Origin of the sequence: Nitrincola schmidtii, from assembly GCF_008973715.1 — a bacterium.
GTDB lineage: Bacteria > Pseudomonadota > Gammaproteobacteria > Pseudomonadales > Balneatricaceae > Nitrincola > Nitrincola schmidtii.
Genome location: NZ_WBOL01000009.1, coordinates 54,421 through 67,592, shown reverse-complemented (window position 1 = coordinate 67,592; position 13,172 = coordinate 54,421). Strand labels below are relative to the sequence as shown.

General features: G+C 47.0%; 13 protein-coding genes. 7 read left to right on the top strand and 6 right to left on the bottom strand.

Features of this window, described 5'->3' with window-relative positions; translation table 11 throughout:
- The first annotated feature begins 124 nt into the window (after positions 1–124).
- From rpmH to mnmE, 4 genes are all read left to right on the top strand, one after another.
- Positions 125–259 carry a 50S ribosomal protein L34 gene (gene rpmH / locus F7R24_RS09345; protein ID WP_036512751.1) on the top strand — a complete coding sequence of 45 codons (135 nt, stop codon included), beginning with the start codon at positions 125–127 and terminating at the stop codon, positions 257–259.
- Between the two features lie 23 nt (positions 260–282).
- Positions 283–657: a ribonuclease P protein component gene (gene rnpA, locus F7R24_RS09340; RefSeq protein WP_151670989.1), complete on the top strand. Its 375-nt coding sequence runs from the start codon at positions 283–285 to the stop codon at positions 655–657.
- Positions 658–669: 12 nt separating this feature from the next.
- Positions 670–2,355 carry a membrane protein insertase YidC gene (yidC, locus tag F7R24_RS09335; RefSeq protein WP_151670988.1) on the top strand — a complete coding sequence of 562 codons (1,686 nt, stop codon included), beginning with the start codon at positions 670–672 and terminating at the stop codon, positions 2,353–2,355.
- 77 nt (positions 2,356–2,432) lie between these two features.
- A complete protein-coding gene (gene mnmE / locus F7R24_RS09330; RefSeq protein WP_151670987.1) occupies positions 2,433–3,800 on the top strand; it encodes a tRNA uridine-5-carboxymethylaminomethyl(34) synthesis GTPase MnmE in 1,368 nt (455 codons plus the stop codon).
- Positions 3,801–3,842: 42 nt separating this feature from the next.
- Here mnmE and F7R24_RS09325 read toward each other — a convergent pair whose 3' ends face one another.
- From F7R24_RS09325 to F7R24_RS09305, 5 genes are all read right to left on the bottom strand, one after another.
- A complete protein-coding gene (locus tag F7R24_RS09325) occupies positions 3,843–5,105 on the bottom strand; it encodes an aspartate aminotransferase family protein (RefSeq protein WP_206057513.1) in 1,263 nt (420 codons plus the stop codon).
- Positions 5,089–6,159 carry a phosphotransferase gene (locus tag F7R24_RS09320; protein WP_151670985.1) on the bottom strand — a complete coding sequence of 357 codons (1,071 nt, stop codon included), beginning with the start codon at positions 6,157–6,159 and terminating at the stop codon, positions 5,089–5,091. Before F7R24_RS09320 ends, F7R24_RS09325 begins: the two co-directional genes overlap by 17 nt.
- 93 nt (positions 6,160–6,252) lie before the next feature.
- Positions 6,253–7,290, bottom strand: coding sequence for an NAD(P)H-dependent flavin oxidoreductase (locus F7R24_RS09315; protein ID WP_476703643.1), 1,038 nt, complete (start codon positions 7,288–7,290; stop codon positions 6,253–6,255).
- Between the two features lie 23 nt (positions 7,291–7,313).
- The gene (locus tag F7R24_RS09310) at positions 7,314–8,138 is read right to left on the bottom strand and encodes an MOSC domain-containing protein (RefSeq protein WP_151670984.1); all 825 of its coding nucleotides are present in this window, start codon (positions 8,136–8,138) and stop codon (positions 7,314–7,316) included.
- A complete protein-coding gene (locus F7R24_RS09305; RefSeq protein ID WP_151670983.1) occupies positions 8,135–8,386 on the bottom strand; it encodes a GNAT family N-acetyltransferase in 252 nt (83 codons plus the stop codon). Before F7R24_RS09305 ends, F7R24_RS09310 begins: the two co-directional genes overlap by 4 nt.
- Before the next feature lie 168 nt (positions 8,387–8,554).
- Here F7R24_RS09305 and F7R24_RS09300 point away from each other — a divergent pair, with 168 nt between their 5' ends.
- The 3 genes from F7R24_RS09300 to F7R24_RS09290 are packed head-to-tail and all read left to right on the top strand — an operon-like array spanning position 8,555 to position 11,674.
- The gene (locus F7R24_RS09300; RefSeq protein ID WP_206057512.1) at positions 8,555–9,151 is read left to right on the top strand and encodes a LemA family protein; all 597 of its coding nucleotides are present in this window, start codon (positions 8,555–8,557) and stop codon (positions 9,149–9,151) included.
- Between the two features lie 36 nt (positions 9,152–9,187).
- A complete protein-coding gene (locus tag F7R24_RS09295) occupies positions 9,188–11,116 on the top strand; it encodes a M48 family metallopeptidase (RefSeq protein ID WP_151670982.1) in 1,929 nt (642 codons plus the stop codon).
- 9 nt (positions 11,117–11,125) lie between these two features.
- A complete protein-coding gene (locus tag F7R24_RS09290) occupies positions 11,126–11,674 on the top strand; it encodes a YaeQ family protein (RefSeq protein ID WP_151670981.1) in 549 nt (182 codons plus the stop codon).
- Positions 11,675–11,682: 8 nt separating this feature from the next.
- Here the strand turns inward: F7R24_RS09290 and F7R24_RS09285 are convergent, their stop codons facing one another.
- The gene (locus F7R24_RS09285; protein ID WP_151670980.1) at positions 11,683–13,170 is read right to left on the bottom strand and encodes a CoA-acylating methylmalonate-semialdehyde dehydrogenase; all 1,488 of its coding nucleotides are present in this window, start codon (positions 13,168–13,170) and stop codon (positions 11,683–11,685) included.
- Positions 13,171–13,172 lie beyond the last annotated feature (2 nt).

The following is a 13,172-nucleotide window of genomic DNA, read 5'->3' as shown; positions in this document are numbered from 1 at the left end:
TTTGCAAGGGCAAGCCGCAACCCCTATAATTTCGCGTCTGATTTTTTACATACATCATCGTGGCTGCGAGGAGATAATTTCCAGCGGACCGCGCAGCAATACATAACGTAAGCAGGACTGGGCAATGAAAAGAACATTTCAACCAAGCGTACTGAAACGCGCACGTACTCACGGTTTCCGTGCACGCATGGCGACCAAAAACGGCCGTCAAGTACTCAATCGTCGTCGCGCCAAAGGTCGCAAAAGCCTGACTGTTTAATCAGTCAAGCGGCTACCGACTGAATGGCCGAATTCGGATACCCCCGGGCATTAAGACTTTTAACACCCGGGGACTTCAAAAGGGTATTCGACAGAGCCACTCTAAAGGTCTCTGACCCCTCTCTGTTGATCCTTGCCCGCCAAAACGAACTCGGTCATCCCCGATTGGGTTTTGTTATTTCCAAAAAAAATGTCCGTCGGGCTGTTAATCGTAGTCATATTCGACATATTATTCGCGAATCTTTTCGTTTGCGTCAGCATCAGCTGCCGAATGTTGATATCATCATTCTTGCACGCAAAGGCCTAGACAATCTAAACAATAAGGAATTACAGAACCTTATTGAACAAAGCTGGTCTAGACTGGAACGAAAAGCTTCTAAAGCCCAAACTGACAACTAATGGTTTATCGCGATGGATGTACAGCGAGTTATATTACTCTCAGCCCTGGCACTGATTACCTATTTGGTATTTCTGCAGTGGAACCAGGACTACAATCAACCTGCTTCAGCGCCACAGGTAGCAGTCACTAGTACTGCCAATGGTAGCGACATTTCTCTGGGCTCTGACTTACCCAGTGGCGTCGCTGACAGTGGTGATATACCCGCAGCTGCCGATCCTAGCGCACCTGTCATTGTTGAGTCTGTTGGCTCACAAGCTGCTCAAGTTCGTGTACGTACCGATGTTCTTGATGTCATCATCGATACTCGAGGCGGTGATATCATTCATGCAGCTCTCCCTCAACATAAAGCACGCTTAGGTTCTGAAGAACCTTTTGTTCTTCTTGAACAAAATGCTTTCAGAACCTATGTGGCACAGAGTGGATTGGTTGGGCGCGATGGGCCAGATGCTAGTCCAGATGGACGCCCTATATTTCAAGCCAGCGCAAGTGAGTTTGTTCTGGACGATCAAGACAACTTAATTGTCGACTTGTCCTATACCACTGAAACCGGTGTTGAAATTACTAAGCGCTATCGTTTTGAACGTGGTAGCTACCGTGTAGGTATCGACTATCTCATTAACAACCAAAGTGATGCGCCTTTCCGTGCAACTCTTTTCGGTCAGTTAAAGCGTGATAAATCTGAAGACCCTACCAGTTCGACATCTGTCGGTATGGCTTCTTACCTTGGGGCTATCTTCTCGACCGAAGATAACAAGTACCAGAAAGTAACCTTCCGAGATATGGAGCGCGGCAACTTCAACCAAACCAGTCAGGATGGTTGGGTTGCGTTCAGTCAGCATTACTTTGTGACAGCATGGGTTCCTCAGCCAGGCCAAACCAATAACTTCCAAACTCGTCGCGTCAATGATGAGTTTATTGCTGGTTTCTTATCATCGGCTATCGATGTTGCGTCTGGAGACAGCACAGAGGTTAGTTCAACCCTGTTCATAGGTCCTAAAGATCAAGAACAGTTGGAAGCAACGGCTCCTAACTTAAAGCTTACCGTAGACTACGGTTGGTTATGGTGGATCGCTTATCCTCTGTACTGGTTACTAACCTTTATTCACAGCTTCGTGGATAACTGGGGCTTGGCGATTATCGGTATTACCATTGTCGTAAAAGCAGCACTGTTCCAGTTGAATGCAAAAGCCTTCCGTTCGATGGCGAAAATGCGCAAGTTCGGTCCCGAAATGATGCGCATGAAAGAGCTTTATGGCGACGATCGTCAGAAAATGTCAGCAGAGATGATGAAACTCTACAAGAAAGAGAAGATCAATCCTCTCGGTGGCTGTTTACCGATCTTAGCTCAGATGCCAGTATTTATTGCACTTTACTGGGTGTTGATGGAATCTGTAGAGCTGCGTCATGCACCGTTCTTCTGGTACATCCAAGATTTGTCAGTGATGGATCCTTATTTCGTCCTGCCAATTCTGATGGGGATTACCATGTTCCTTCAACAGAAGTTGAATCCAACACCGCCGGATCCTATGCAGGCGAAGATTATGAAAATGCTACCCATCGTTTTCACTTTCTTCTTCCTATGGTTCCCAGCAGGTCTAGTACTTTACTGGCTAGTGAACAACATTTTGTCAATCGCTCAACAGTGGTACATTACTCGTCAAATCGAGAATGAAGACAATAAAAAAGAAGCCAGTTAAACTGACTTCTGCTTAATCAAAAAGGCTCCTAATGGAGTCTTTTTTGTTACTAAAACCCAGTACACAAGAGGATAACCATGACACACCCGACACAGGATACCATCGCTGCACAAGCGACAGCGCCCGGCAGAGGGGGTGTGGGCATCATTAGAGTTTCAGGTCCACTCGCATTAAGCATTGCAGAACAGGTTCTACAACTCACGCCGAAGCCTCGCTACGCCCATTATGGTAATTTCTTTGCTGATGACCAACAGACCATCGATCAAGGGATTGCGTTGTATTTTCCTGGACCTAACTCATTTACAGGTGAAGATGTGTTAGAACTTCAAGCGCACGGTGGTCCGGTTGTGATGGATTTTATCCTGCAGCGCGTGATTGCCCTTGGAGCAAGACCTGCAAGACCCGGAGAGTTTTCTGAGCGTGCTTTTTTGAATGATAAGCTAGATCTTGCACAAGCGGAGGCGATAGCGGATTTAATCAATAGCACCTCTGAACAGGCTGCACGCTGTGCGCTTCGTTCTTTACAAGGTGCCTTTTCGGCACGAATCCATGCCTTGGTTGAGCGCTTAATTCACCTAAGAATTTATGTAGAAGCAGCCATCGATTTTCCAGAAGAAGAGATCGATTTTTTAGCCGATGGTAAAGTAAAACAGGATTTATTAGCGATCATCGCTGACCTAAAATTGGTTCAAGCAGAAGCGCATCAAGGCAGTTTGATGCGCGAAGGGATGCAGGTGGTCATTGCCGGTAAACCCAATGCTGGTAAGTCTAGCTTACTGAATGCCTTAGCTGGGCGTGAAACGGCTATTGTCACTGATATAGCCGGAACGACTCGAGATGTGTTGCGCGAGCATATACATATTGATGGTATGCCACTGCATATTATCGATACTGCTGGCTTACGTGATGCGCCAGACCAAGTAGAACGCATCGGTATTGATCGCGCTTGGCAAGAGATACATAAGGCAGATCGTATTTTAATGGTGGTTGATAGCAGCGAAACCAGCGCACAAACACCAGCTGAGATTTGGCCTGAATTTGTTGCTCAATTAAAGGATGCCAGTAAGATTACTGTGATACGCAATAAGATCGATTTACAGGCAGAATCTCCCTGTATTCATGATGAAAGTAATTACTCACTTATAGCTTTATCCGCGAAACATGGGCAGGGGATAGAGCTGTTACGTGAACACTTAAAAACCTGCATCGGCTTTAGCAGTACCACTGAGGGTGGCTTTATGGCCAGAAGACGTCATCTAGATGCCTTAGACCGCTGCTCTGTTCAGCTGCATGAAGGACTCAACCAGCTCGAAGGTTATAGTGCTGGAGAATTGTTGGCAGAAGACTTACGTATCGCACAACAAAGTCTGGGAGAGATCACCGGCGAGTTTACCCCTGATGACCTGCTTGGCAGAATATTTTCAAGTTTTTGTATCGGGAAGTGATTCTCCTCTCTCAATAGCGAAATCAATGTTTCCGAAAATCTGCTAATAACAGCCTTCAAATCGAAGTAAAACCTTGTCTAAGGTATCGGTTAACAGATCAACATGTTCTTCAGCAAAAACTAAGGGTGGTCGGATTTTGAGTACATTAGCATCGGGACCCGTTGCACTGATAAGCACACCCGCTTCTCTCATAGCGTTAACAACCATACTGGCTAGTTCTGAAGCAGGTGCAAGACTTTCGCGGTCTTTCACCAACTCAATACCATAGAACAATCCTGAACCACGAATATCTGCTATACAGTGGTAGCGTCCTGCCAACTTATCAAGATTATACCGCAGGCGCTGACCTTGACGTTGAGCATTCATTTGAAGCTGTTCATCTTCAATCACATCCAACACGGCATTTGCAGCCGCACAAGAGACAGGATTGCCGCCGAAGGTATTAAAATAGCGCTGTTTTTCACCGAACTGATCCAACAAATCCGAACGCGCAACCAACCCAGCAACCGGATGACCATTACCCATAGGTTTTCCGATGGTCACCATATCCGGCTTTACCTGATAGGCTTCAAATCCCCAAAAGTGGTTACCTGTTCGAGCAAAACCCGATTGCACCTCATCGGCTATGTAGATGCCTCCCGCTTGACGCACCCACTCAACGGCTTGTTGAATCTCTTCGGCGGGAGGAATAAAGATACCGTCGCTGGAGAAAACACCATCCATGATCAGCGCTGCGGGGTTAAGTCCCTGAACAGAAAGCTCATCAAGTGTCTGTCTGAGTGAGGCTAACCATTTACCTTTGTTACGGAAGGTATCGGGAGCATCGAGTATTCTGACATCTTTACCGATATCGATACCTAGCGATGGCGATATCTCGGCTATGCTGCTTGTCGTACCGTGATAAGCCCAACGCGTGATCAAGGCGATCGGATTGCCAGTAACTTCTCTCGCGATCCGCAAAGCTAGATCGTTAGCTTCGCTACCACTGCACGTCATGGTCAGATTGTTGAGATGCGCTGGATACCGCACTAGCAAACGCTCAGCATAATTTAGAATCGAATCATGAAGATAACGGGTATGGGTATTAAGTTGAGATGCTTGAGCACAGATCGCTTCCACTACTTTAGGGTGGCAATGCCCAACGGAAACAACATTATTATAGGCATCTAAATATCGCTTACCATCCGCCTCATATAGCCAAACGCCTTCACCTTTAACGGGATAAAGAGGATTTTGATAAAAGAGTCGATAGCTTTTACCCAACAACCGCTGACGGCGTTGAATGAGTTCAGCATGATCTGCCATGATTGGCTCCATGAATAGTGGTGGTCGTCGTGGGTAGAAGGTCCTCAATCCAGTCATTCGGCAGCAGGCTTAAGGATTCTAAACTGCGCTTTGCCAAGGCAAAATTGCGCATAATATACGCCCGATTTTCAGGATAGAGAGTCGCTCGCCACGAAGTGATTAACAGCGTCAAGCACATACGAGTCGCTATCAGTACAGGTAGCAAACTTAGCTCTTGTGGCGTTAATGGCTGGTGTTTTAGATAAGCCGCTATAAAAGGACGCACACAACCAAACGGATCCTTACCATCAACCCATTGATAGGAAAGCGCTGTCGCTAAATTATTCACCCTAGGAACATAAAGCGCATCGCCAAAATCAATGATGCCACTGATCGACTGCTGATCTGAGCTCACCAACACATTATGAGGGTTTAAATCGTTATGACTGACCTGCCAAGGGAGGGAGTCAAGCTTAGGTAATACTTGATGGGTATGACGATCGATGACAGACAAAACCAATTTCGCTAACGGCTGATCCTGCAAACAGTCGATCTGGTCCAACAATCGCTGTGGATAAGTAATATCCCACAACAGGTCTCGTTTTGCGCCCGGATGAGAAAACTCGGCTAAGGCAAGATCAAGTTTGGCTAACACCTCTCCTAAATCATAAGCGAGTAGTGAGTTACCTTGATGCAGATGCAGTGGCGTCCCTTCTAGATAAGTCACTATCCGTAAACAATAGCTCAAATCATCCTGAAGAATGATCGGTTGATAGTCTCCACCTAGGGAGGGCACTAACTTAGGAATAGGCAGCTCAGCTGCATGCACTTCTAAATAACGCAACAGCTCCGTTTGAAAGGCAACTTCGACGGGGGCTTCAGCCGTATTAATGAAACGCAGCATGTATTGCTGCTTAGGTGAGACACGAAGTCTAAAGTTAGCATCACGCTCACCAGGTAAGGGCTTGATATCGCCCTTTAACCCGTAATAATTGTCTGCGATTTCAGCAACCTGTCGCAGATCAATATTAGGCGACGATTGAGTTAACAAGGTCGATTGTTTAGCCGATGACATCCCGAAATCCTGATGACAAAACGTTGTTTACCGGATCATAGATCGCACGATGCTGGATGTCATCTTATCAACTCATAAGCAATCGCAATGTACCTAAGACATTAACCAATGAGTGATTTCTGCTGCAGGTATCGCCTGACAACCCGAACGATTTTGACCCGCCCAAAGGGGCGAAAAATCACTAGAGCTCTGTGCTTCAGCGGCAGCTCTTAGGGGTGCAATGGCAGCGGTTGCTAAAGGAAAGGCGGGTACAGCATCACCTAGTGGTCCGAGTTCGCGCATAACCCGATTCACGATACCTCTGGCAGGGCGACCTGAGAAAAGATTCGTTAGAGCCGTATGAGGTTCTGCGCCAGAAAGAGCCTGTCGATGCACAGCAGAGGTGGTTGCTTCAGGGCATAGCAGGTAGGAAGTGCCCACTTGCACACCCGCTGCACCTAATGCCATTGCGGCTTTGACCGCCTTGGGATTGGCGATACCACCGGCAGCAATCACCGGAATGCTTAAGGCATCCACACACTGAGGTAATAGGGCAAATAAGCCAGATTGTGTGGATAAATCCTCTGTCAAAAACATACCGCGATGACCACCGGCTTCCAATCCTTGTGCGATAACGGCATCGACACCGCGCTCTTCAAGCCAGAGTGCTTCTTCTAGCGTGGTGGCGCTGGATAGAATTTTAGTTCCCCAGCTACGTAGCTGATCGACTAGGGCTTCATCAGGTAAACCAAAATGAAAGCTCACCACGGACGGTCGAAAATCATTTAATAAGGCTAAGGTATCCGCATCGAATGGACGTCGTCCCGAACCATCTGCAATATCATTCAATGACAAACCGAGTTGATCATAATAGGGTTTAAGCGATGCCTGCCAACGTTGCTCTATTTCTAAATTAGGAATAGGGGAAGTATGACAAAAGAAGTTGACGTTATAGGGCTTAGTGGTGGACTCGCATAACTGTGTTAAGGCGTTGACTAACGCCTCCGGTGTTAACATGGCGCAGGGAAGAGAACCTAAACCACCCGCCTCTGAAACAGCAATCGCTAACTCACTTCCTTGAACACCGGCCATCGGCGCTTGAATAATCGGTTTATCTATCGCCAATAAATCGTTAATTAAAATTTTGCTCACACTGCTTTCCTATTAAGTGAACGTTAGACACAAGTAGCGGCATCTTTATGGGTCAATACCTGAACTTTCATCCCTTCAGCTATCACACCTGTCTGACGTACCAGCAAATTCTGTCCAAAAATCGCACCACCCTCCGACCAACGACGATACTGTAATAGGGTTCTTAACGGCTCCTGGTTGTCATCAAAGGTTGTCTTACCCGGTGGAAGGGTAATTAGTTTGCAACGTTCACAGGGAGAATGAACCCTTAACCTAACCTCACCGATGGCGATATCTAACCAACCATCTTCAGCGAAAGGTAAATCACCACTGACAATGATGTTGGCACGAAATTGCTGTCGATCAATAGCAACAGGACAGCGCGCTTGTATCCAGTCTAAAGACGACTCAGAGGTTAACAGCAGGGGATAACCATCGGCAAACGCGACTTGATCCGTTGCACTATCTTTGACCACTCTTTCGCTATTGTTGGCAAAATAAACCAGTCGACAAGGCACCCCTATAAGTGACGAAACCCAATCATCCGCTTGCTGACCACAAGCTTGTGCCTTGACGCTTTGTTTCCAGACCTCAACATCGAGCCATTCATCTGGAAAATGCTCTGTTTCCAGTAATAAAGACGGCATCGAATCGGCTGCCAATGCAAGACCCTTAGATAAAGGCGTTGCCAGTAAACGCGTTAATACAGGATAGCGTCTTGCCGTCAGAAATTGTCCTGAAGGATCGACCACCATGTAACGGCGATCTGCCTCTAAACCTTGTTCACCCACCCAAGCTCTTGTGACTCGGAGAGGTGCACAGGATTTAACTGGAAAGATAAACAGCTCCGTAACGTAAAGATCACTCACTGGGATTTTTCCCTAGCTAGAAACTTATCCACATACCAGCAGCTGGTAGTGATTTCATAATTCTGCTCACGCGCCCAGGCTAGACCGGTACGCACCAGCTTTTCAGCAATGCCCTGACCACGCATCGAGTCTGGAACATAGGTGCTGGTAAAGTGAACTTTTGGGGGATGGAGTTGGTATTCAAGCACGGCTAGCGCTTGTTGATTTCCATGGCTAAAACGCTGTTGTTCGGGTTGATGCTCTATCATGGTAAGGACTCCTAAGCTGGTGGTAAGCACTTACTTTAACGAGTGCCAACCGATAACCATGAAAATAACTTCTAAACGCAAAGGTTAGATCTTAAGATAATGATTGGATCTGTGTCACTAAAACCGCTTTAATAAGTGTTAAAGATTAAAACCCTTAAGGATGACATTATGGAAATATCAACGATCGTTACCATCGTTATTATCGCTGTGCTGGTGTTTTACACCATCACCATCTTTAACCGTTTAGTAGCGCTGAAAAATCGTTTTGAGAATGCCTTTTCGCAAATCGAAGTACAGCTCAAGCGTCGTTATGACTTGATACCCAATTTGGTTGAAACTGCTAAGGGCTATTTAAAGCATGAGCGTGAAACACTTGAAGCGGTCACCGCCGCTCGTAATACTGCAATGGCCAGTTTGCAGGCTGCCGCAGCTAATCCTGGAAGCGCCGCTGCGATTGGTCAACTGATGAGCTCTGAAGGTGCCTTACAATCCGCCCTCAGTGGACTCAAAGTGACCATGGAAGCTTATCCTGATTTAAAAGCATCGGCGAATATGCAACAGCTTTCTGAAGAACTGATCAGTACCGAAAATCGCGTCTCCTTTGCCCGTCAGGCGTTTAATGATGCCGTCATGGCATACAACACCTACAAGCAAAGTTTTCCACAGCGAGTGTTTGCAGGTCTATTTGGTCACACCGAAGATGCGTCCTTGTTAGTCTTTGAAGATAGTGCAGCGATTCAGGCTGCGCCAAAAGTGTCTTTCTGAGGATGTTTTTTGAAGACTAGACTGCGAGGCTGCTAAGTGAATTTCTTCGAACAACAAGAGAGAGCGCGTAAGAACACGGTTAAATTAGTGTTTTTATTTGGTCTGGCGATTTTCAGCTTAATTATGACCCTGACGATCGCCTTGGCGGCATTAATCTACTTTCAAGAACCTAATGCTGCTTCTTATGACCTTCAACAACAAGTAGAAACCTCACTACCCTTAATCGCCGGTGTCACGTTAGTTGTTTTTCTGATTGTCTTTCTTGGCGCTATGTTTCGACGTGTTCAACTCAGTGGCGGTGGGAAAACCGTCGCTGAATCCTTAGGTGGACGATTACTGAATACGGCAACACAAGATCCTCAAGAACAGCGATTACTCAACACCGTTGAAGAGATGGCTTTGGCCGCCGGTATAGCCGTTCCACCCGTCTATATGCTGGATGAAAGCAGTATTAATGCCTTTGCCGCTGGATTTCGTCCTCAGGACGCCGTAATCGGGGTGACGCGTGGTGCTGTGGAGCAACTCAGTCGAGACGAGCTTCAAGGCGTTATCGCACACGAATTCAGCCATATCTTACATGGTGATATGCGCTTAAATATCCGCCTAGTGGCGTGGCTCTATGGCATTTTACTGTTAGGGTTTATCGGACGAATGCTACTAAACAGTCTACGCTTTCGTCGTCGATCTAAAGATGATAAATCCTTGCCTGTCATTCTGGCGCTCGGAATAGGGTTGCTGATCATCGGCTACGCTGGATCTTTTTTTGGTAGCATCATCAAGGCTGCCGTCAGTCGTCAGCGTGAGTTTCTTGCGGATGCGTCTGCGGTACAGTACACCAGAAACCCTCATGGAATTGGAGGGGCTTTGCGCAAGCTAGCGGGCTACTCGGAAGGTTCATCCTTGCGCTCTGCGGCGGCAGAAGAATATAGCCATATGTTCTTTGGTCAAGCGAGCTTATCTGGTTTAAGTGGTCTTTTTGCCACACATCCTCCGTTGAAAGAGCGAATTGCACGTATCGATCCGAACTGGAAACCCAGTCCCTCTGACGCTTCAACATCGACGATTCAAGATTCTGCTAAAAACTCGGCTAATGTCAGTAACGCCGCGCTCACTCAATCAGGATTTGCTGGGTTAGCACCTTTATCGACCCCGATGCCCGCAAAGCAAGCCAGTCAGGACTCGATGGAACACATGGGTGATCCTGATGGACGTCACTTAAACTATGTCAGGGAACTTCTGCATCAGCTAGACGATGAGCTGCAGCAAGCAGCACACGAACCTTTTTCTGCAAGAGCATTAGTTTACGGACTGTTATTGAATCAACAGTCTGATATCCGGGAACACCAATTAGAAAAGCTAGCAGAAACGGCGCACCCCGACACCTTTGCTGCTTTGCAGGGTTATCAAACACGCTTAATCAGCTTAGATCCTAGGCTTCGTTTACCGCTGATCGAGCTAGCTTTGCCTGCATTAAAACAGTTATCCCCATCGCAATATCAAACCTTCAAAACCTGTATGGATCTGTTAATTCGTGCCGATAATCGGATCAGTTTGTTTGAGTGGTCGTTACGCAAGATTTTAACACGCCATTTGGAACCATCTCCGAGCAAACGATCTCATCTACGTCTACACGACTGTAAAGAAGAGACTCAGCGCCTGTTGTGGTTACTTGCAGAGGCAGGGCAAATGCAGCCAGATCAGGTGAATGCCGCTTACCATGCCGCGTTAAAATCCTTGAATTTTCAAGAAAAAATGACGACCCCTGAGCGTCCTGGTTTAACCCAACTAGAAAAAGATCTAGATAAACTCGCGTTACTCAAGCCGTTAGAAAAACCTGCTTTACTGAATGCCTTAGTTATTTGCGCCAGCCATGATGGTAAGATCACCGCCAATCAGGCAGAACTGCTACGTGCCGTCGCTGACTGTATCGATTGTCCCTTACCGCCACTGCTCCCAAACCCTTAAGGAAACTTCATGGCACTGAAAGCCCAGGTGATCAAAGCTGAATTACAGATCGCCGATATGGATCGCCATCATTACCAAAATTACGCATTGCGTTTGGCCCAACATCCCTCAGAAACAGATGAACGTTTAATGATTCGCTTATTGGCATTTATTCTGAATGCCACTGACAATCTTGAGTTTTCTCGTGATCTCAGTGGAGAGGGTGGTGCAGAGTTAAGTAGGGTTAATCTTGAAGGCGGCATCGATCTGTGGGTCATGTTTGGTACACCCGATGAAAAGTGGATACGTAAAGCATCGCAACAAGCGAAACAGGTGAAAATCTATGCCTACGGTGGTCGCAGTGTGCCGGTGTGGTGGCAGCAAAACTCGACTGCCTTACAGCGCTATACGAATCTGGAGGTGTGGCAATTAAGTGACGAGAGTGTCAGCGCCATGGCGGAATTGCTCAATCGGAGCGTTAATCTGCAATGTACGATTAACGAAGGACAGGTCTGGATAACCGATGGCACTAAGAATGTAGCACTGGAACCTCAGTGCCTAAAAGGCACTGAGGCGTAAGCCAACACTTAGGATGGAAAAGAGAACTGCGCCCCTTCACGCACACCGGAAGAGGGCCAGCGCTGGGTAATGGTTTTACGGCGCGTATAAAAACGCACGCCATCAGGGCCATAGGCAAACAAATCTCCAAACAGCGAGCGCTTCCAACCACCAAAACTATGGTAAGACACCGGCACAGGTAAGGGGACATTGATGCCGACCATACCGACTTTGATGTTGTCACTAAAGTAACGTGCCGCTTCACCGTCGCGAGTAAACAAGCAGGTACCGTTACCATATTCATGAGCATCGATCAGATCCATCGCTTGTTGCATGGAATCAACACGAACGACCACTAATACCGGTCCAAAGATCTCTTCATCATAGCAACGCATACCGGGCTTGACGTGATCGATTAAGGTACCACCAACAAAGAAACCTTCATTATTGGTTACTGATGGATTACGTCCATCCACAACCAACACAGCGCCTTCTTCGGTCGCACTTTGAATATAACCTTCCACTTTCGCTTGATGCGCAGCGGTAATTAGCGGCCCAAAGTCGTTTGTACTGTCGGAGTAAGCACCCACTTTCAGGGTTTTCATACGATCTTTAAGCTTGCGAACTAAAGTGTTTGCCGCTTCTTCACCCACAGCAACAGCAACTGAGATCGCCATGCAACGCTCTCCAGAAGAGCCAAACGCAGCACCGGTTAAAGCTTCTACGGCGTTATCCATGTCCGCATCTGGCATGACGATCGCATGATTTTTTGCGCCGCCTAATGCCTGACAACGCTTACCATGCGCAGAAGCGGTTTGATAGACATATTCTGCAATGGGGGTCGAACCAACAAAGCTAACCGCTTCAATATCCGGATGGGTCAGTAGGGTATCTACCGCTTCTTTATCACCATTGACGACATTCAACACACCCGCGGGTAAACCGGCTTGATGCAGAAGTTCGGCAATCAATAAAGTTGAAGAGGGATCGCGTTCAGAAGGCTTTAATACAAAACAGTTACCTGACACGATCGCCAGTGGATACATCCATAAAGGGACCATCGCAGGAAAGTTAAACGGTGTAATACCCGCAACAACGCCTAAGGGTTGCATTTCACTCCAGGAATCAATGCCCGGGCCAACATTTTTGCTGTGTTCACCTTTTAACAGTTCCGGTGCGTAGCAAGCATATTCAACGTTCTCGATGCCGCGTTGTAATTCACCCATGGCATCATGGCTGATTTTTCCATGTTCCAGACCAATTAAACGAGCGATTTCTTCAGCATGGGTTTCTAAAAGTTCTTTAAACTTAAACATCACCCGTGCACGTCTCGCCGGTGGTGTGTTTCTCCAGGCAGGAAATGCCGCTTTAGCACTGGCGATGGCTTCTTTTACTGTGGTTTTTGAGGCTAACAACACCTGTGCATGCGCTTCACCTGTCGATGGGTTATACACAGGCTGTTGACGTCCTTCGGGTGTCACCACTGTGCCATTGATTAAATGTCCAACTTGATTCATCA